Below are 19,838 nucleotides of genomic sequence, written 5' to 3'. Positions count from 1 at the left end.
CTGCCGGCTGGAGCCGTGCTTCAGCTCTGCCGGCTGGAGCCGTGCTTCAGCTCTGCCTCTGACGGGCAGTTTATTGATTGAAAGTCTTCAGTTTTGCCGCGATGTAGGTACCCAGTTGAGAGATCGCTACACGCTCTTGGGTCATCTTGTCACGGTGACGAACGGTCACAGCCTGGTCGTTGATGGTGTCAAAGTCCACCGTCACGCAGAACGGTGTTCCGATTTCATCCTGACGACGGTAGCGCTTACCGATAGAACCGGATTCATCCAAAGTCACATCGAAGTCTTCTGCCAGTTGGTCACGAACTTTGTCGGAAATGGACGTCAGTTCTTCCTTCTTGGACAAAGGCAATACCGCCACTTTGTACGGAGCAATTTCCGGGTGCAAGCCCAGAACCACGCGCACGTCCTCTTTACCCGCCTCATCCGTGGTGATTTCCTCACGATAAGCATCGCACAGGAAGGCCAGGAACAGACGGTCACAACCCACGGCTGTTTCAATCACGTAAGGGATGTATTTCTTTTTGTTCGGTTCATCGAAGTATTCCAGACTTTTGCCAGAGAACTTCATATGCTGAGTCAAATCGAAGTCTGAACGGTTGTGAATACCTTCCAATTCAGAGAAGCCCATCGGGAATTTGTATTCCACGTCCACTGCTGCGCGCGCATAGTGCGCCAGTTTGTCATGGTCTTTGAATTTCAGATTTTCAGGCTTGATACCGTACTTGATATAGAAGTTCCAGCGGCGCTCTTTCCACTCCATAAAGAACTTTTCATCCGTGCCGGGCTCAACAAAATACTGCATTTCCATCTGTTCGAATTCACGTGTGCGGAAAATGAAGTTCCCCGGTGTGATCTCGTTGCGGAAAGACTTACCAATCGCTGCGATACCAAATGGAATCTTGTAGCGAGAGGACTGCTGACAGTTCAGGAAGTTCACAAAGTGTCCCTGAGCCGTTTCCGGACGCAGGTAAATTACGCTGGCGGAATCCTCCAATGGTCCCATATGGGTTTTGAACATCAGGTTGAAGTTACGCTCTTCTGACAGGTTTTTGCTGCCACAGTTCGGGCATTTCTTTTCGTTGATGTAGGAGTCCGTGTTATCGGCACGGAAACGAGTCTTACAGTCTTTGCAATCCACCAATGGATCCGAGAATCCATCGACGTGGCCCGAAGCCTTCCATACCGTTGGGTGCATCAAAATAGCGGCATCCAGGCCCACGATATCCGGGCGACGGGTCATGGCATTCCACCATGCACGTTTCACATTTAACTTCATCAATGAGCCCAGAGGACCATAATCCCAGCAACTTGCAAGACCACCATAGATCTCACTGGATTGGAAAACAAAACCACGACGTTTGCTGAGGCTGACAAGAGTATTGAGGTCCTCACAATGCTTAATTTTCATACAGAACTCCACAGGTTGGGTTTCAAGTTAATATGGGGTCTAGAACCAGTCAAGAAATCAGGGTCCTCCCTTGCCTGAGGCCGGGTCCTCGGAGAAGCTATTCCTATGCAGTGCATCCGAAAAAGCTTCTACCTTCTGACCCTTTTTTTGAGCCTTTCCATCCAGCCCGCACAGGCTCAGTCCGTGTCTAAATTCGTGACGAACGAAGAAAAGATCCGTGAAGAGATGATCGGCATTTCCCGCGAACTGGGAGTGACCTGCAATGCCTGCCACAATGTTCAGAACTTCAAAGCCGACGACAAAAAGGCCTTTAAAGTCAGCAAAGAGCACATGAAGTTGACGCAAATGCTGAGGGACAATGGCCTAGATGGCAAAAAAGGCCCCAAAGCCACCTGCTACATGTGTCATCGTGGGAAATTGATGCCTGACTACAAAGAGCCTGCTAACGCAAAGGCTTTCTAAGCTTCCTCTGGTTTTACAAAAAGTCCGCTCTTCTTTGAACCTTCCGGGTCGCTCTTTCGTCTAAAGTGACATGCCTTCCAGTCCCCTCGTTGACTCTCGCTCAACTTGGGGAAAAATGAATTGTGCGAAAGGACTGCCATGAACTTGATTGACCTCTCGATCCGACGCCCGGTGTTTGCATGGGTTCTTATGTTCGCTCTGATCGTTTTCGGAGCCATCTGTATGAATCGCATGGGCATCAGTCAACTTCCAGATGTGGACTTCCCGGTGGTCAGTGTTTCCGTCGACTATGAAGGCGCTGCGCCAGAAGTCGTCGAAGCCGAACTCCTGGACCCTATCGAGGAACGCCTGCTGGCCATTGAAGGCATCAAGGAAATGCGCTCTTCCGCCCGACAAGGGTCTGGCTCTGTCACTTTGGAATTTGATATCAACCGCAATGTCGATGTCGTCCTGCAAGAGGTCCAAACCGCCCTGGGCCGCATGCGCTGGCCTCCCGGAGTCGATCCAGCCACCATCCGCAAACAAAATCCCGAAGAAGACCCGATCATCATTTTGTCCGTCTTTGGTGAATCACCTTTGCGTGACATGATCAATTGGACTGAAAATTACCTGCTGGACCAGGTCCGCTTCCTGCCGGGAGTCGGCGAGGTCAGTATCGGTGGATTCAGTCAGCGCAACCTGCGCATCTGGGTGGACACCAAAAAACTGGAATCCTTGTATCTGACCCTGAGTGATGTGGTAGCCGCGATCAACACCCAGCACCTGGAAAGTGCCGCAGGTCAGTTCACTGAAGGTCAGCGCGAACTGCGCGTGCGCTGGCTGGGCGAGGCCACGGACGTCAACGAGGTCGCTAATATCCAGATCCTGCGCCGGGGCGGTCAACGCATCTTTGATCGCGACATCTTCATCAAAGATGTGGCCCGTGTGGAAGATGGGCTTTCCGACATCCGCCGTACCGCTCGAGTGGATGGACGTCAGGCCGTTTCCATCATCGTGCGAAAGCAGCGTGGCACCAATGAAGTCACCGTGGCCAATGAAGTTCGTGAAAAACTGGAAAGCATCAAAGGCACCTTCCCCGAAGGCTTTAACTTCCGCGTGAACGTGGATTTCACCCGCCCTACCGATGCCACGGTCAATCTGACCATTGAAAAACTATGGGTGGCCGCCCTGATCACGATTTTGATCTGCTTCCTGTTCCTTGGAAACGTCCAGGCAGCCATCAACATACTCTTCTCGATTCCGACCTCGATTGTCGGAACATTTATCATTCTTTATTTCTCAGGCTTCACTCTGAATCTGTTCACTCTGCTTGCTTTGACACTTTCGATCTCCATCGTCGTGGATGATGCCATCATGCTGCTGGAAAATATCATTCGCCACTACCGCATGGGGAAAGGGTCCGCCAAAGCCGCCTCGGATGGATCAAAAGAGGTTCTGCCTGCCGCCATTGCCGCCACGCTGGCGGTGATCGCCGTGTTCCTGCCTGTGGTGTTCATGGACGGGATCATCGGCAAATTCTTCTTCCAATTCGGCGTCACGATGAGTGCCGCGGTTTCATTGTCACTGCTTGAAGCAGTCACCATCACCCCGATGCGGGCGGCGGCCCTTCTCAGTACAGAACCGAAAGTTTCAAAACTGGAACACTTCCTGGATGAGTTGTTTGAAAAGTTCGCCCACTCGTACCAAAAAGTTCTGCACGGGACTTTACGTTTCAAATATCTGGTGGTTCTGGGCTCGATGATCTTCTTTGTCGTGTCCTTGGTTTTAGTCAGCAAGGTCCGTCAGGAATTCGTCCCGGCACAGGATCAGGATTTTATTATTTTAAATGCGCAAATGCCGCCGGGCACGTCATTGGAGGCCACCAGCAAAGCCGCTGAAAAACTTGAAGCCGTCCTGAAGGGCGATGCCACGGTTGAAGGATTTGTTGTGTCTGTCGGCGGCGGTGGCGGTGGATCCAACGTCAATCAGGTGTTTATGCCTGTCGCCTTAAAACCCCGCGCCGATCGCAGCGAAGGACATTTGCAGATCATGAATCGCTGGCGTCAGGAATTCCGCAAGATCAAGGATATGCGTGTGTCCATGCGAGACATCTCGGCGCGAAATCTTTCCTCCGGACGACAAAATCCGCTGGCTATCAACTTGCGAGGGCCGGATCTGGATGTGCTGTTTGAAAAATCCAACGAGCTGATGGCTCGCCTGGAAAAAGAAAATCTGGCCGTGGATCTGGATACGGATTTCCGCAAAGGGATCCCTGAACTGGTTCTGACCCCGGACCGGAAAGCCATGGCGGCCCGTGGTGTTTCTGTCGAGGACGTCGGCGCCATTCTTTCCGCCGGCGTGGGTGGGCTTCGTCAGGGACGCTACACCGCCGATGGACGACGCTACGACATCCGCTTCAAGTTTCTGGAAGAGCAAATCCAAAAACCCGCGGATTTCAAACGTCTTTATGTGCGCAACAACTTCGGCAATCTGGTCCCGCTTTCACAGTTGGTGAAGATTGAAGAGAAAAAAGCCATCCAGGGCATCAGCCGCGTAAACCGTCAGCGTGCGATCTCGGTCTTCGGGAACCTGTCGCCAGGTCAATCCCAGGCCGCGGTGCTGGAACGTGCCAGTGCCATTGCTAAAGAGATTCTGCCTCAAGGGTATTCTTTTGCGCTGGAAGGGGCTTCGGCCGGATTTGCTGATTCTTTTAAAAGCCTTTATTCCGCCATGATGGTCGGAATTCTGGTGGCCTATCTGATTCTGGCGGTGCAGTTTAATTCTTTCATTCATCCCATCTCGGTTCTGGTGGCGCTGCCCTTCTCGGTGACCGGAGCATTGGTGGCTCTCTGGATGTTTGATATTTCCCTGAATCTTTTCAGCTTCATCGGCCTGATTGTTTTGATGGGTATCGCCAAGAAGAACTCTATCCTCCTGGTCGAATTCACCAACCAAGTGCGGCACCATGGACAAACCGACATCGCCAAGGCCTTGCTCGAGGCCTGCCCGATCCGCCTGCGCCCGATTTTGATGACCTCTGTCGCCACCGTCGCTGCGGCTTTGCCTTTGGTCATCGGTCATGGTATCGGTTCTGAAACACGTATCCCTATGGGTCTTTCCATTATTGGGGGAACCATTGTTTCAACACTGCTGACCCTGTTTGTGGTCCCAGCTTTGTATTTGATGCTTTCACCACTTGAAAGCAAAAGGAAAAAGGTCGAACTGTGAAGATTTTAAAGCAAACCCGACGGACAATTTATTTTGTGTTGGGTTGGCTGTTTCTGGTCTTGGGGGTCATTGGTGTCTTCCTGCCTCTGCTTCCCACGACACCGTTCTTGCTTTTGACGGCGTTCTTTTTTGCTCGCAGCTCCATTCGCTGGCACAAGTGGCTGCTGACGCAACCCCACCTGGGCCCGATGATTCTGGACTGGCAAAAACACGGTGTCATCCGCACGCGGGCCAAGATCATGGCCACGGTGCTGATGGTTCCTTTGGTGTCGATCTCCCTTTTCTTTGGCGACGTTCCACTGTACGCCAAGGTCAGCGCGGCTGTGGTTTGCTCCTGCGTATTGGCTTTTATCTGGACCCGTCCTTCGGCCCGAGACTGACAAGAGACGGCATTTCGACGTATCAACCTAAGATTTTGTCTGTGACCTCAGCTATAACCCATCTGACGTGTGCACGAAGCTTGCTCCTTGAAAAAGGAATGAAGGAGTGTGCATGCACTGGCCTCGTTTGATTCTCATTTTGGGACTACTGTTGTCCGATGTTGCGCAGGCGCTAACGGCCTCCCCCCCCTTGCCTGGCGCTGAGACCGCAGAAGGTTACTATCGCCTGATCAGTGGTACCGACAACTGCCCCACAGAAGTGGAGTGGGCGGAAGACTGCGACGGCTTCGCTCTGTATCCTTCTTCGCAGGGAGCCTCCATGGACACCATTCGATTCTGCCAGATCAACCGGGGATTTAAGGTTCTTCAATCACCGGGAAAAAAGGTTCTGCGCGAAGTGGTCAGTCGCGACAACTACATCACTAAAAAAGAGACGACCCTTTATTTGGATAAAGACAACTCTCTCAGCTTGCTGCAAGAGGACACTGTCATTCAGGACGGTCCCAAAAAATTCCTATGGGAACACAGCCGTAATGGGCGAGGCTACAGCTGTCTCTACACCAGGTAGTGTATTCCTCGAAACATTCTTTTTGTCTCAAAGTGGGAATATGAGCTTATTGGCTAATTGCAGGTCCTTTTTATTCCGAATAAATAGTCATGAATTGCCAGGCACGTCTCAGAAAAATTGGTGTTTTTCTCTCTCTGATATTGGCGTTATCAGGATGCAACCTTAGCGCACAGATTCAAGACCTTCTGGAAGCGGAATCTCAAGGCCCCATACAACTTAAGATCTCTGAAAAAAGTCCTTATCTTATCGTCAATGCCGCCAATGTCGCAGCCAAATCCATTTCAGGAACCTGCACGAACAATGATGGCTCCGTCCAAATTACGTTGAACACTGATGCCCTTGCATCCGCTGCCTGCAACAACAATCAGTGGTCCATTCTTCATGACTTCTCACCAACTCCGGACAGTGACAACCTGACTCTCACAGTCCAGGAAACTACCGTCAATGGAGAACTTCTCACAGATACAGCCGTGCTCCTTAAAGACACTCTTCCACCGCAACTCACTCCCCTGAGCAGCCAGCTTATACCTGCTCTACCGCAAACAGCCTCCTGGAGCTGCCTCGACCCTCTGGATCTGTGCCAGTTCCGCGTTCAGGAAAGTGATTCTCCAGCCTTTGTCTTCGTTGCTGAAGGCTTCAACAGCACCGCCAGCGCTTCACTGTCTACGCCGGGCATTCGTTATCTATACATCCAAGCCACTGATAAGGCACAAAATCTGTCTGCTCCGGTCCAAGTCCAACTGTACGTGGGCCAGCCGAAAATATTCATCGGCGCGCTTTCAAAAGAACTGACTTTGAATGGTATCGAAGATCTGAATATCCTGGCCCCGGCCTCCCTTCCGGAGATGGCCCTGTTCAACAATGAAACTTGTTCTGGGACCAAGAATTGGATCAGCACCGAAAACTTTGTGCCTAACTGGGCACTGGACCCAACCGCTGAAGGTGGCACTGCCTATGTCAGTGTAAAGTTTAGAACTGCAACCATGCAGGAATCCGCCTGTTACCACGACTCCATTCAGTGGCCTATCTACACCTCCCACACTATGTGCACCAGCACCAGCTCCAGCCTTTCTCGCGGACGTATCGTCGACTCCGGTGGAACATCGGGACCTTATCAAAACAACGAAAACTGCGCACTGAACCTGACACTTGCTGGCCCAACAAACTTCACATTTGACCTTTTTGATACAGAAGAAGGCTATGACTTCATCAAAATCTATGACGGCGAGACCAAGATTTTAGATCACTCCGGCACCGAGTTGCCAGATTCTTTCACCACGACCTCGAACAACGTTCGGGTCGAATTCATATCAGATGTAAGTTACACGCAAGCCGGCTTTAATCTTCGTTGGGAAAGCGCTGGGACTGGCGCCACTCAAACCATCTCTTTAAATAACGGCGATGCGATCGCGGTCAAAAATCTTGTTGATGTCGCGCTCAGCACACCCTCTCCCATGTTCCAAACCTATCTTACCGAAGACCCCAGTTGTTCTTCTGGAGGAACCTGGACAGCATTTACCGCTGCGACAACCTGGACTTTTGCAACTGCCAGCTCAGGCCCCAAAGAACTTTTTGTCAAGTTTCGCGACGCCTTTAACCAGGAGACCTTCTGTTCTTCGGCCAGCATCCGTCTGGAACTTCCAGAGATTTCCATTGATTATCCCGCAACTGAGGATCAGATCGGCAATTCGCTTGTGATCGGTGGGTATTGTTCGATCCCCAATAAACAAGTCCAACTTAGCGGCACTCTTACAGGCAGTACGACCTGCGCCCCGGACCAGAGCTGGGAGCTTACGCTGGACACCAGCGCTCTGGCTAACAACTCGGCGGTCAATGTCACCGCCACCCTCAAAGACGGCAGCGAGACCCTGGCCAGCAATGCCAAGACCTATACAATCACCAGAACTCTTTCACTGCAAACGCCCGCTCCCGCAACCACGATCGGACCCACAACTCAATTTGGCGGTTCGTGCAATATTTCAGGGGCGACGATCAATATCACAAGTCCGGTGACGACAACGACCACGTGTACAGCTGGAAGCTGGTCGGCTTCCATCAATGTACCTGGAGCTGACGGAGCCACCATCACCTTAACCGCGCAGCTTCTGCACAATTCAATCGTTCAAGAGACAAAATCCGCCACCTACACTTTGTCCACCACTCCGCCGACGGTGCAGATCACAGGAGCGCCTTCTGGCGTCAGCGTTCTGAGCTCTGTAAATGTCAACTTTGGCGGCACCAACGTCGGCTCGGTTCGCTACAAAATCGGAAATTCCACCGATTGCTCTTCGTCAACAGGCTATTCAACGGAAACTGCAGCTCCGGCAACAAGAACGCTGGATATTTCCGGGCTGAGCAATGGTAACGTCACTCTGTGTGCCGTGGGTAAAAATCCGGTCAATGGATTATGGCAGGACTTCGCTTCGGCCAGCAGTGTCAGTTGGACCAAGGATTCCGAAGTGGTCGCCACCATCACTTCAAAAAATATTTCCGTCGACGAGGGCACCACCAATAACACGATCACCTTCGCCCTTTCCGGCACGAAGACCTATGACGTCAAAATTTACTTCGACTACTTCGGCAGACAAATCTACATGGCGGATCACAACCTGGCTCCCGGATTTGTCACAATCCCGGCGGGAACTCTCACTGCATCCGTCAGCTATGATACTTTCGATAACGGACTGAACGACAGCGATCGGGACTTAAGAATTTATATATCGCATACCGACCAGCCGGCCGTCCGCATTGGCGCGACAAGTCTGGTCTCTCATCTGATCAAGGACAACGACGCAGTCTTTAAAACCGTCCTCAAAGTCGTCGCCGCCCGCAACAATCAATGTGCTATTTATTCTGACAACCGCCTGTTCTGCTGGGGTGACAACTACTACGGTCAACTTGGTTTGGGTCACAAAAATCGGGTTGGCACTATTGTGGAGCCCCTTCCAGGAACCACCTTCATCGATGTCTCCATCACGACCCAATCCATTTGCGCCATCACCTCCGCCAAAAAACTCAAGTGCTGGGGATACAACTACTACGGCGATCTGGGGATCGGCTCCACCACAGATCAGACCTCTCCTGCAGATGTCGACAGTGCAGAAAACTATGTGCAGGTATCCCTTGGAGCCAATGGGGCCTGCGCCCTGACCGAACTCGGAAAAGTGAAATGCTGGGGGCGAAATGTGAGTGGAACGAACGGAGATGGCACCACCGCCAACAGCTCCACGCCTCAGTTGATTGACAGTTCTGTCACCTATACCAGTGTTCACCGAAAATCCGGTACTGCCTGCGGAATCACGGCGGCTCAGGAATTGAAATGCTGGGGCGGGAACTCTTACCAGCAGATTGTTGTCGGAAGCACCAGCAATGTGCTGACACCGACCGTGGTCGACGCCGGAACGACGTATCTTTCTGCGACTGGCGGGTCCACTGTCTGCGGGATTACAACAGCCAACAAATTGAAATGTTGGGGATGGAACAACAACTCAAATGTCGGAGCTTATGCTGGCACCAACCCCGTTGTCACACGGGCCACCATCGACGGCGCCACCAATTATCTTTTTATATCAGATGATATGGGTTATCGCTGCGCCATCACCTCTAACAATGACCTGAAGTGCTGGGGCGAGGTTCGCGGCACGGTCAACTCCAATCAAACCACACTTTTGACGTCGCCCACCGCTGTTAACGACGGGATCAAGTACTCTCAGATTGCGATGGCTGGTTATGGGGCTTGTGGTGTTTCTACGGATGGACAGATTGTCTGCATGGGCGATCACTACAACAACTGGTTTGAGCCCGCGATCCTCTTTGACCTGACCCTTGTGGATACCGATACCACCGTATCAGACTACGGCGTCGGGTCTGCGGGTGCCTGCGCGATTAAGTCCGACGGCCTGGCCCTGTGCCTTGGCGCACATGCCGGAGCGGGATCGACAGTGTCCACCCCCGCTATTGTCGACAACGGCTCTAACTTTACCGGAGGCAAGGCGGTTCCTTCGAATAACGGCAGTTGTGTCATCAATGGCAGCGGGCAGATGTTCTGTTCCGGAGCCAATGGCTTTGGTGCCGTCGGAAATGGTGCGACGGAATCGTATGTCCCTTATATGTCTCCGGTTGCTCACTCAATTGCTTTTGCCAACACAGCCAGGGAAACTTTCTATTGCGGGTATGGCATATCAACCAGCGGCACCTTTTACGCCTGGGGATCTGAATCAAGCTGCCCCAGTCGCACACCGGCAGCGGTGGATACGGGCACAACGTACAAACCTGAAACCCTGGCCGTCGCCGACAGTTTAGCTTGCGCCATCACCACCGGAGATCAACTGAAGTGCTTTGGCTACGATGGTGGAACAGGTCATTTGGGCGGTGTCTCGCGCAACACACCGACCCTTATGGACAGCGGCACCCAATATCGATTTGTGTCTGTCGCCTACGCGCTCATCTGCGGAATTACCACCGCGGATAAAGTCAAATGCTGGGGCGCAAACAGCACAGGTAAAGTGGGCAATGGTACCACCACCAACACCAGCGTTCCTTACACTGTGGACTCAACTGAAACCTTCACCAAGCTAAGTGTTGGCTCCAGCCCGGTCTGCGCGATCACCAGTGGACAAGTTTTGAAATGCTGGGGCTACTGGGGGGATTACACTGGGAATTTGACGGTCACTTCGCCCACTGTGGTCAACGCTGGAACATCCTATCTGGACATCAAGGTTGGAAGCAGCTCCGCCCTGGCGATGACCACGGACGGAAAACTGCACTACTGGCCAACCGCACGCTTTGACCAGGCACCCATAGCCATTCAGCCTGCGACGACTTTCACCAGCATCAAAGGTCATGGCGCAGGGTACACTTACTGCGCCATGGACACCTCTTCAAAACTGTGGTGTTCAAAAGCAAGATGGGATGGAACTTTCGTATCCACCCCACGCTATATGCCTTACCGAAGACAGTAAAAATTCTAAGCCGATTTATTAAGGATAGCCTTGTAAGCCGTCTCCAAAAACTCCAGCGATTCGCGGTCGCTGCGATGGATGGCGGCCTGATAGGCCTCGGTCACAATTTTGATGGAGGCCCCCGCTGGAACCCCTAAAACCTCATAGGCATCCCAGGAATGCCCATTGTAGTTAAACATCACATTCAGATTCTTGGATTGGCTCCCCGCAAGATCAGGGTGAACCTGAGGGGGTGCAACATTTCGACGCAAAGGCTCGACTGCCGGCGTCTGAGATGGCGCAGGATCGATTAAAGGCGGGGCACTGTCCTTTGCCTTCAGGTTCAGTTGCGTCGGACGACGGCTGCCGCCCCGAGAAACGAGATACCAGAATATGAAAGCCCCTGCTCCCACTAGATTCAATGTCAAAAAGTCTTGGCTATTCATCCAAGTTCTATTATTGGTGGTGTGGACCAATTTAGCAAGGAGTCACCTTCATGGCAGCCCCAAATCCCTTTGAAAAACAGGCAGGCATTCCCGGAGTGAAACACATTATCGCCGTCAGTTCCGGTAAGGGTGGCGTCGGCAAAAGTACCGTGGCCACAAACCTTGCTATGGCGTTAGGCAGAAAAAACAAGGTCGGCCTTTTGGATGCTGATATTTACGGCCCGAGCATTCCTCGTATGTTAGGTACTCTGGCACAAAAGCCCCATATCAACCCGGACACCAACCAACTGGAGCCGATCGTTCGTTATGGCATTAAACTGATGAGTATCGGTTTCCTGGTCGAAGAAGGTGCCGCCGTGGTTTGGCGTGGACCCATGCTATTTAAAGCGATGGATCAGTTCCTGCGCGATGTGAACTGGGGTGAGCTGGATTATCTGGTGGTGGATTTGCCTCCGGGGACTGGCGACATCCAACTGACTTTGGCGCAAAAAGTTCCGGTGTCCGGTGCCGTGATGGTTTCCACTCCGCAGAACGTGGCATTGGTGGATGTGAAAAAAGCTGTCGACATGTATGCGCGTGTGAACGTGCCTCTCTTGGGGCTTGTGGAAAACATGGCCTACATGATCAACCCTGCCAACGGTGAAAAGATGCAACTTTTCCCGAAGGGTGAAATCGATTCCTACGCAGAATCCAAGGGCATCAACAAGCTGGGTGAAATTCCCTTCAACCCGTCTGTGGGCATGGCGTGTGAAGCGGGTATTCCGATCGTGGAAGCCAACAGCAATGGCGCTGAAGCGCAGGCGTTTATGAAGATCGCCGAAGAAATTCGCGAACTGCTTCCAACCACCTAGTTCAAATTTTTGAAATTCTATTTTTTATTCTCAAAAAAGGCCGTCGTTCTGACGGCCTTTTTGTTTCAAGCCAAAACAAAAAACGACCTTGTTTCCCACCCTGATACGTAAATCTGACGTAATTTGAGAATCGACATCCGTGCTATTGAAATTAAAACTTTGGTCGGGCTATCCTGATTGTGTTGAAACCACAAGGCTCGTGAGACTTACCTCTGAGTAAGTGAATGCTAGTAGGGCCAGCTAAAGGAGGACACGGATGAATTTTCGTTTTTACGAACATCACGATGACGAACTGAAGTGAAGACGCGTCACCAGGATTATTACAAAGAGGTGCGGTTCATGCCTCTCTAAACAAGAATGGGCTGGTTGGATCTGATGAATAACTCAAAGGAGGTTCCTAGGGTTATACTCGTTAGGATTAAGATCCTTCCTTTGCCTCAAGGCAAACCGCTCGGAAACGGCGGGACGCAAAGCTAAAGGGGTGTCGGCGCAAGCCATGCCAGCCAGCTGCCAAAGGTCATGAGTCACCTGAGGAATCAGAGGTGTGCATATGGAAGGAACAAATACATACAAGGATTGGTTTCATTCCCCTTAGCTAGCGAGTTATCACTGACGATTCCTCGCTAGCACTTTTTTTGGGCCCTGCCTTTTCAAGACAACCCGGCCCGCACACAATCAATACAAAAACTATTTCTTAAGAGGCACCAGCCAGTTTAATTTATCCGGCTCAGTTCCACGCTGAATGGCCGTGATCTCTCGGTACAGTTCATTGCTCAGTGGACCATTTTCATTGTTATTGATGATCCAGTCTTTACCCTTGTAGTGCAACACACCCACAGGGGAAATAACCGCCGCTGTGCCAGTTCCAAAGACTTCTTTAAGCTCTCCCCGCCCCAGGCGCTCGATCACCTCTGTGATGGTAATACGACGTTCTACGACTGGCAGACCTTTGGAACGCAAAAGTTCCAAAATCGCATCACGGGTCCCACCCGGAAGTATGCTGCCGTTCAAGGCCGGTGTGACGATCTCGTTATCGAAAACAAAGAACACGTTCATGGTGCCGACTTCCTCGATCCCCTGGTGTTCCACATCCAACCACAGAACCTGGGAATAGCCCTGCTTTTTAGCCTCCAGGGCCGCCTTCAGACTGGAGGCATAGTTTGCTCCGGCCTTTACGGCACCCAATCCACCTGGCGCTGCACGAAGATACTTTTCTTCCGCCCAGATTTTTACCGGCTTGGTTCCTTCAGAATAATAAGAGCCCACCGGGGATAAAATAATAAAGAAGATCGTTTCACGCGACGGACGAACCCCCAGGAAAGGCTCTGAACCAATCAAGGTCGGACGAATGTACAAAGAAGTGTTGGGCTCTTTGGGAATCCAACGCTCATCAACCGCCACCAACTCCTGCAAAGCCTCCATGAAAAGCTCCAACGGGGGCGCTTCCAGACACAGGCGAGCCGCGCCATCTGCCATACGACGATGATTGAACTCCGGACGGAAGAACACCACTTTACCGTCCTCCTGACGAAAGACTTTCATCCCTTCAAACAGCGCCTGACCATAATGAAAAACAGAAGCCCCCGGATCCAGAGACAGAGGACCATAAGGCAGGATGGCAGCCTCGCTCCATCCTTTGCCTTCCGTGAACTTTGCCACGAACATGTGATCAGAAAAATGCTGTCCGAATCCAAGTTGATTGGACGGAGGAAGCGCCTTCGGCGACGTCGTCAGAGTTTTGGTAATTGTTGTCATACCAAGGACCTACCGAACATAGGCACTTTGGTCAAACTTCGATTGCGATTTTCACCTTTTAATAGACCCGAAGCCCCGTGTTAAAAGATATCACACGAACCTTGCTCATAAACTTTATTCACTAAAGCTTGAGCCCGCACAGCCGCAGGGTCTTCCGATGTGTCTGTGGTAATGTCAAAACCCATCAAGACACTGGTGGCACTGTTTAAATCTGCGGCAGAATGTGGAAGTCCCTGACGCTTCATATGCTCCAATTGCTGAGCCGCCACACAGTCCGCCTGAAGCTCCATTGCCAGCCCACTGGTGGCCAGCAATTCCTGTATCGAAGCTAAGAGGTCCCGGCCCGCCGGCCATTTGCCTGCTTTCACGGACTCATAGATAGTTTTCAGCTGATAAGCCACCGCCCCCAAAGGCAACGGTGTTTTTTGCATATTGTGAGCTTTTTCAGAATGCGCCAACTCATGGGCAATCACGGCCGTCAGCTGAGCCGGGGTCAACATCTCAACAATACTTTTGGTCAAGAACATGTTGTTACCAAAACTAAATCCGTTGGGCTCTCCGGGAAGACCCTGAATGATAACAATCGAAAGCTTGTCGTAACGATACTTGAACGCCGGATATTGATAGATTTTCTGAAGTGCCTGATCCGCCCTGCGCTTTATTTCGGGTGCCTCAATTTCCTTGAACTGTGGATGACTGATCTCGGCCGCCGCCATCAAAATACCGCGCACCAACTGCCCCAGATAGTAATCCGGAGACACGTACTGCGCAACCGAGGCCTGCACCTGAAAAGCCACCACAAAAGACAACACGAAATTGACAGCGAAAATATTCTTCCAACGCATAAGACCTCTTTCTTAGGTCTTAGCGATATTCGTACCCAGGCCATAAGCAACCTAAAGCCGAGAGAGGATCAAATAAACGCCTAAAATGATACCTCTGCCGCGAATGGGCCCTTGCCGCTGCGGGGCCCCTGTCTAACATATAAACAGCGTGGTGAACGCCACGAGGGCCTGACTTTCCCCTCAGTGTGGCTTCGGCTTTGCTGAAAAGCCAGACATGCGCATTCAAGCTTTTAAAGTCTTTATTTCAGCTCTCCTGATCTCTGGCACCGCCTGGGCCACCGAGGTTCCGGCTTACTGCAAAGAACCCATTGTCCGTCTGAAGGATTCCGAGCAAAAAATTCTGAATCCGTCCCTGACAGGACACCTTTATCAGCGGGCCTTCCTGAAGCTGGCGCAAAGACTGAGTCTTGAAAACCTCAATACGATTGAAGCCTATGCCGCCACACTGAGCACACGCCTGAATAAAGATCAGATTGAAAGTTTCAAATCTGTTTTCGTGAACTACGGACAGGCTTCAGATTATGAAAACTTCATTCAAACTTTGAAAAAAACCGATTACTGGAAACCTGCCACCCGCATGTCGAACTCTTATGTTGCAGTGCTGGCTGCGCTGGCCCGCCATCTGGGTGAAATCAATCTAAGCGACAGTGAAATAGAAAGCCTTTGGATCAGCCACAACTGGCCTCACATCGACGGAACTTCATTGTCCAAAAAACTGGCCTCTATTTCAGGGGCCACTGAAAAGAAACGTCACTTGACGGTTGTGGAGTTTAATTCCCTGCTTCGCAGTCTGGGCCGCGACTGTGGCACAATTACCGACGCTGAAATTCAAAAGAAAATGCGTCAGGATTATTGGCTGACTTTGCGTGAAAGTCAGACGTCCGACGTGGACGGCGCACGCATTATGGTGCTGGGACAAGTCTTTGTCGCAATTCCTTCTGTCAAACTTCCCGATCAGCGCCTGAATCAGGGCACAACCCAGATTGTAAATCTGAAAAAATATCCTGCGGAAAAATATGAAACGTACATTCAAAAACGTCACGCCGTGAATCAAAAGGCGGATCTGGATGTCATTCGATATTTCCACACCCACTATGGTGATTCAGCCTATGTCGTTATCGACAAAAAACAAAAGCAACTGCTTTACTTCCGCCAGGACGGAGTTGAACTTTCCAGAACCGGACTTGAAACATTCGCCGGTGACGAAATCAACTCTGGGGGCGCCGGGATTTATTTCTATGCCTCCCAGTCTGCCGGCTTCCATTTCCTTCAAGCGGAAAGAGACAACCTGACACGCGCTGTGTTTAAATCCAATGCTTCTGTCCCGGTTGGCACCCCTGTCTATGTGCTGCCGGCAACCACCGAGCATCGTTTCCGTATCCGCAATCACCGTCTGACCTTTGGTGCCAGCAAAGTCTTCCGCAACCGCGTGGCCTACAACTACACTCCACTGAATCGTGACTTCAAAAAGGTGTCTATTACCGTGAACCTGCAAGACAGCTTCACCAAAGCTTATGTCAAAGCCCTGCAGGACGAAAAAAGCACGCTGATGGCGTTGTTGCGAATTGAAGACGATGACTACAACATGCTGGCCCAGTTCGCCTTCGGAGTCTTGGCACCAGAAACAGACTACGGTCAGAACTGGAAATACAAAATCAAGGAATTGGCGCCGGTGCTGGTCTCTTTGGCCAAGGGAAACGGCTTTGATACGGACGCCAACAGTCGCGGCCCAACACAGATAAAACGCATTCCGGAAGTTATTATCGAGCACTATAAAATGGAAAAAAGTGATCTCAAAGACCCCAAATCAGCCGCCGTGGCAACACTGGCTTTCTGCGCGGACCTGATGAAGGATCTTAGAAACGTGGCCCATTACCATCCTGAGATCACAGAGGAAACTTTGCAGAACTATCTGTATTATCTCTATCAGGGACGTCGCTGGGAAATCCGTGAAGCCACCGCGACGCCGGATAAAAATGCTTCGATCCGCAAGATCAAGAGCGCCATTTCCCTGCTGTCAATTCAAGATATTTAGTAGCGAGCCGGGCAGGTCACAGTGACTTGCTCTGAGTTCTTCTTTAAAGACAACGACAGGTCACTGTCGGTCATTGTGTGTACGGAAACATCCGCGAAAGTCAGCGTCGCCATATAATGCCCGTCAACTTCCACCACACGCACCTTGAATCCCTCAACCCATTGATCTAGCACCCAACTGGCCAGATCGGTGTTTTCTTTTACTTCCACCGTCAATTCCACCGGAATCTCATACGCTTTGGAGGGGCTGCGATAGTCCACCCTACAAACTGGATTTGCAGCCAATGCGGCGGACGTTGTCAAAAATGTCAAAACAGAAACAACAAGATTTTTCATAGGACCTCCACAACGAAGGCCCTTATAACGCTGAAATGATATAATCAAAATTGAATTAATTTTAATTTAATAATAAAATTTTATTATTATGTCTGAACCTAATATTTACCATCTGAAGTACTTTATAAAAGCCGCTGAACTGGGCAGTCTGGCCGCGGCCGCCAAAGCGCTGAACATCAGTCAGCCAGCGATCAGCCAAGCCATCAGAAAGCTTGAAGAAAACCTGCAATGTGAACTTCTTCTGCACACTAAAAACCGCTTCAAGCTGACGGAAGAAGGGCGCCTGCTGCTGGAACGCTCCCGGGGCATCCTGACCCAACTTGAAGATTTGAAAAGCGAACTCAAAGGCCGCTCTGAAGTGATTTCGGGCCCCCTGACACTTGCCACTTCGAGCGCAGTGGCGCACTATCTGCTGCCGAAATTTCTAAAAAACTTTCTGAAAACCCATTCGGCCGTTTCTCCGGAAATTCAGTTTGGGTCAGTGCCTGAGATCCTGCAGATGGTACGTGCTGGAAAAGCTGAACTGGGGATTATCATCGACGAAAACCGGCCACCGGGATTTGAAGGACGACTCTTGGGGGAAGGTGGTTTTAGCTGCATTCACAAGTCCTCAACCTCCCCCGCCCAGCCACGCTTTATCAGCACCTGGGAAAGCCCCGGCAAACACGAGTTGGAGAAGGCCTACAAGCGGGCCACAGGAAAAAATGCACTGACGGCCTTAACAGTGGAAAGCTGGGAGGTCATTGCTCAAATGAGTCTGCTGGGCATGGGTGTGGGCCTTGTCCCGGACTTTGTCGCCAGCGTCCAGACGGGTCTGAAAACCGTCGAAGAGTTTTCCGTTTGGGCCGAACGGATCCGCTATAAGATCTATCTGATTCATCTGGGAGAGCATCAGCTTTCCAAACCCGCGCGTCTTTTTGCTCACGAATTGACCCAGGGAATTTTAGAATAAAAAAAGGGACTCTTTTCAGAGCCCCTTCTTAGTATCAACCGTTTTGGCTATTTTATTGATTCACTTCGTTGGGGATCACAATACGTGTTCCAACCATCAAAGATGCCGGATTGCGGATATTGTTTCTTTGTTTAATATCCGAAACAGCCACATTGTACTTCGCAGCGATCACGGAAAGGTTCTCACCACGGCGAACAACGTGAACTTTGGCTTTAGGTTTGCTGGACTTAGCCACATCCACAGAAGCCTTCGCAATGGAAGAACTGCCTGGGACTGGCACTTTCAATTTCATGCCCACCTTCAAAGTACGGCCACGTTTGATGTTGTTCATGCGCTGCAATTCAGAAACACTGGTGGAGTATTTGCGTGCAATCGTGAACAAAGAGTCACCGGACTGAACGATGTAGTAACGACCATCAGCGCTGACGGTCACTGAGTTCCTTGGCTCTTCAGAGGTGGATTTCTTTGCCACCATGGAGCGCGTTGCTGGACGATCCTTCACTGGAGTGCGGTCCGGAACCTGAATGCGCATACCCACTTTCAAAGGTTTGCGACGAGGCAGATCATTCAAATCACGCAGGTAAGCCACTGTTGTGCGATAGCGACGAGCCACTGTGCTCAGAGTGTCACCTCGACGAATGCGATAGGTCTGTGTATCACCAGAGTCTGCAACGAAACGAACACTGGTTACAAAGCTTTCGGTTGCAGCCACTTTTGCTTCATTAGATGTGCCCGGCGGCACACGCAGAACCAGGTCGCTGCCCTTAAGAATTGCCACTTCCCCTTTGAACTTCGGATTCAAAGCTTTGAAGTCCTCATAGTTCAGATTCAGCTTTTCAGCCATCATACGCAGATTCACCGGTTGATTGACTGTGATGTGATCGAACTCAATGGGTGGAAGATAATCGATATCGTCGAAACCATATTTCGCCGGGTCTTTGCCGATCATTTTCGCGGCAATGAACTTAGGCACGTAATTGATGGTTTCAGCTGGAAGTCTTTTCTTACGAGCCAGTTCCCAGAAATCGCGCGTATAGTGGTTCATCACTTCGCGTTTCACGCGGTTTTCACCCACGTTATAGGAAGCCATCGCCAGATACCAGGAGCCGAACACGCTATAAAGGCCTTTGAAATATTCAGCGGCCGCTTGGGTTGCGAATACCGGGTCACGGCGTTCATCCACAAAGGCGTTGATATCCAAGCCATAGCGCTTTCCTGTACCACGAATGAACTGCCAGTAGCCCACGGCAGACGCATGAGACGTCGCACGGGAACTGAATCCGGATTCAATCAGGGCAATGTAGAAAAGATCTTCAGGAAGTCCGTTGTCACGCAAAACTTTTTTCATCAGTTTTTCGTAACGGGTGGATCTGGCCAGATAACGTTCCATGTGCGGGCGACCGCGACCTTGGAAGTAGGCAATCCATTTTTCTACCAGGGGGTTAACTTCAGTAGGGATGGATTCCAATTCCTGATCCACCACCTTGGGGCCTTCGGGGTCAGACAAGCGGAACGAGCCAATGTCCTTCAAATCCCCTTCACTGTTGGTAGCTGGTCTGCCAGCTTTTGTGCCCAAATCCTTATGAGCACACCCTGCCAAAAAGGCCAGGACCAAACTCAATGTTAAAAGTCTCCTCATGAGTCCTCCGAC

General features: G+C 51.1%; 14 protein-coding genes and 1 riboswitch. Of the genes, 8 read left to right on the top strand and 6 right to left on the bottom strand.

Features of this window, described 5'->3' with window-relative positions; translation table 11 throughout:
- Positions 1-70 precede the first annotated feature (70 nt).
- A complete protein-coding gene (locus tag ACZ5ZZ_RS04805) occupies positions 71-1,411 on the bottom strand; it encodes a glycine--tRNA ligase (protein ID WP_464133866.1) in 1,341 nt (446 codons plus the stop codon).
- Positions 1,412-1,516: 105 nt separating this feature from the next.
- Between ACZ5ZZ_RS04805 and ACZ5ZZ_RS04800 the strand changes: the two genes are divergently transcribed.
- From ACZ5ZZ_RS04800 to ACZ5ZZ_RS04780, 5 genes are all read left to right on the top strand, one after another.
- The gene (locus tag ACZ5ZZ_RS04800) at positions 1,517-1,873 is read left to right on the top strand and encodes a photosynthetic reaction center cytochrome c subunit family protein (protein WP_464141509.1); all 357 of its coding nucleotides are present in this window, start codon (positions 1,517-1,519) and stop codon (positions 1,871-1,873) included.
- A gap of 138 nt (positions 1,874-2,011) precedes the next feature.
- Positions 2,012-5,080 carry an efflux RND transporter permease subunit gene (locus tag ACZ5ZZ_RS04795; RefSeq protein WP_464141508.1) on the top strand — a complete coding sequence of 1,023 codons (3,069 nt, stop codon included), beginning with the start codon at positions 2,012-2,014 and terminating at the stop codon, positions 5,078-5,080.
- The gene (locus ACZ5ZZ_RS04790; protein ID WP_464133862.1) at positions 5,077-5,460 is read left to right on the top strand and encodes a YbaN family protein; all 384 of its coding nucleotides are present in this window, start codon (positions 5,077-5,079) and stop codon (positions 5,458-5,460) included. The genes ACZ5ZZ_RS04795 and ACZ5ZZ_RS04790 overlap by 4 nt, the downstream gene beginning before the upstream one ends.
- A gap of 112 nt (positions 5,461-5,572) precedes the next feature.
- A complete protein-coding gene (locus tag ACZ5ZZ_RS04785) occupies positions 5,573-6,028 on the top strand; it encodes a hypothetical protein (RefSeq protein WP_374001461.1) in 456 nt (151 codons plus the stop codon).
- A 140-nt stretch (positions 6,029-6,168) separates the two neighbouring features.
- Complete coding sequence (locus tag ACZ5ZZ_RS04780; protein WP_464141506.1) at positions 6,169-10,989, top strand: CUB domain-containing protein; 4,821 nt, start codon at positions 6,169-6,171, stop codon at positions 10,987-10,989.
- 5 nt (positions 10,990-10,994) lie between these two features.
- On the opposite strand, the gene ACZ5ZZ_RS04775 is transcribed toward ACZ5ZZ_RS04780, so the two are convergent.
- The gene (locus tag ACZ5ZZ_RS04775) at positions 10,995-11,396 is read right to left on the bottom strand and encodes a hypothetical protein (RefSeq protein WP_464133857.1); all 402 of its coding nucleotides are present in this window, start codon (positions 11,394-11,396) and stop codon (positions 10,995-10,997) included.
- Between the two features lie 68 nt (positions 11,397-11,464).
- Between ACZ5ZZ_RS04775 and ACZ5ZZ_RS04770 the strand changes: the two genes are divergently transcribed.
- Positions 11,465-12,265 (top strand): Mrp/NBP35 family ATP-binding protein, encoded by an 801-nt coding sequence (locus ACZ5ZZ_RS04770; RefSeq protein ID WP_464117871.1) that lies wholly within the window; start codon positions 11,465-11,467, stop codon positions 12,263-12,265.
- Between the two features lie 431 nt (positions 12,266-12,696).
- Positions 12,697-12,780, top strand: a riboswitch (cyclic di-GMP riboswitch).
- A gap of 172 nt (positions 12,781-12,952) precedes the next feature.
- Here ACZ5ZZ_RS04770 and ACZ5ZZ_RS04765 read toward each other — a convergent pair.
- Together ACZ5ZZ_RS04765 and ACZ5ZZ_RS04760 are read right to left on the bottom strand one after the other, a co-directional pair.
- On the bottom strand, positions 12,953-14,020 hold the full coding sequence (locus tag ACZ5ZZ_RS04765; RefSeq protein WP_464117872.1) for a branched-chain amino acid aminotransferase: 1,068 nt from the start codon (positions 14,018-14,020) through the stop codon (positions 12,953-12,955).
- Positions 14,021-14,100: 80 nt separating this feature from the next.
- Positions 14,101-14,865 carry a M48 family metalloprotease gene (locus ACZ5ZZ_RS04760; RefSeq protein ID WP_464141504.1) on the bottom strand — a complete coding sequence of 255 codons (765 nt, stop codon included), beginning with the start codon at positions 14,863-14,865 and terminating at the stop codon, positions 14,101-14,103.
- A gap of 214 nt (positions 14,866-15,079) precedes the next feature.
- Between ACZ5ZZ_RS04760 and ACZ5ZZ_RS04755 the strand changes: the two genes are divergently transcribed.
- Complete coding sequence (locus ACZ5ZZ_RS04755; protein WP_464141503.1) at positions 15,080-16,900, top strand: hypothetical protein; 1,821 nt, start codon at positions 15,080-15,082, stop codon at positions 16,898-16,900.
- Here the strand turns inward: ACZ5ZZ_RS04755 and ACZ5ZZ_RS04750 are convergent.
- Positions 16,897-17,235 (bottom strand): hypothetical protein, encoded by a 339-nt coding sequence (locus ACZ5ZZ_RS04750; protein WP_464141501.1) that lies wholly within the window; start codon positions 17,233-17,235, stop codon positions 16,897-16,899. The two genes, ACZ5ZZ_RS04755 and ACZ5ZZ_RS04750, sit on opposite strands and share 4 nt — an antisense overlap.
- Before the next feature lie 88 nt (positions 17,236-17,323).
- Between ACZ5ZZ_RS04750 and ACZ5ZZ_RS04745 the strand changes: the two genes are divergently transcribed.
- Positions 17,324-18,187, top strand: coding sequence for a LysR family transcriptional regulator (locus tag ACZ5ZZ_RS04745; protein WP_464141500.1), 864 nt, complete (start codon positions 17,324-17,326; stop codon positions 18,185-18,187).
- A gap of 52 nt (positions 18,188-18,239) precedes the next feature.
- On the opposite strand, the gene ACZ5ZZ_RS04740 is transcribed toward ACZ5ZZ_RS04745, so the two are convergent.
- Entirely contained in the window at positions 18,240-19,826 is a 1,587-nt protein-coding gene (locus ACZ5ZZ_RS04740) for a LysM peptidoglycan-binding domain-containing protein (RefSeq protein ID WP_464141499.1), read from the bottom strand.
- Positions 19,827-19,838: the final 12 nt, after the last annotated feature.

This window comes from Bdellovibrio sp. HM001 (assembly GCF_055397275.1).
The sequence above is the reverse complement of the archived record's forward strand: the minus strand, read 5'-3'. Positions and strand labels throughout refer to the sequence as shown.

Bases quoted from the DNA above. Each gene is read 5' to 3' on its own strand.
- ACZ5ZZ_RS04750 (WP_464141501.1), bottom strand. From the start codon at position 17,235: ATGAAAAATCTTGTTGTTTCTGTTTTGACATTTTTGACAACGTCCGCC.
- ACZ5ZZ_RS04785 (WP_374001461.1), top strand. From the start codon at position 5,573: ATGCACTGGCCTCGTTTGATTCTCATTTTGGGACTACTGTTGTCCGAT.
- ACZ5ZZ_RS04740 (WP_464141499.1), bottom strand. From the start codon at position 19,826: ATGAGGAGACTTTTAACATTGAGTTTGGTCCTGGCCTTTTTGGCAGGG.
- ACZ5ZZ_RS04755 (WP_464141503.1), top strand. From the start codon at position 15,080: ATGCGCATTCAAGCTTTTAAAGTCTTTATTTCAGCTCTCCTGATCTCT.
- ACZ5ZZ_RS04805 (WP_464133866.1), bottom strand. From the start codon at position 1,411: ATGAAAATTAAGCATTGTGAGGACCTCAATACTCTTGTCAGCCTCAGC.
- ACZ5ZZ_RS04765 (WP_464117872.1), bottom strand. From the start codon at position 14,020: ATGACAACAATTACCAAAACTCTGACGACGTCGCCGAAGGCGCTTCCT.
- ACZ5ZZ_RS04795 (WP_464141508.1), top strand. From the start codon at position 2,012: ATGAACTTGATTGACCTCTCGATCCGACGCCCGGTGTTTGCATGGGTT.
- ACZ5ZZ_RS04800 (WP_464141509.1), top strand. From the start codon at position 1,517: ATGCAGTGCATCCGAAAAAGCTTCTACCTTCTGACCCTTTTTTTGAGC.
- ACZ5ZZ_RS04745 (WP_464141500.1), top strand. From the start codon at position 17,324: ATGTCTGAACCTAATATTTACCATCTGAAGTACTTTATAAAAGCCGCT.
- ACZ5ZZ_RS04760 (WP_464141504.1), bottom strand. From the start codon at position 14,865: ATGCGTTGGAAGAATATTTTCGCTGTCAATTTCGTGTTGTCTTTTGTG.
- ACZ5ZZ_RS04770 (WP_464117871.1), top strand. From the start codon at position 11,465: ATGGCAGCCCCAAATCCCTTTGAAAAACAGGCAGGCATTCCCGGAGTG.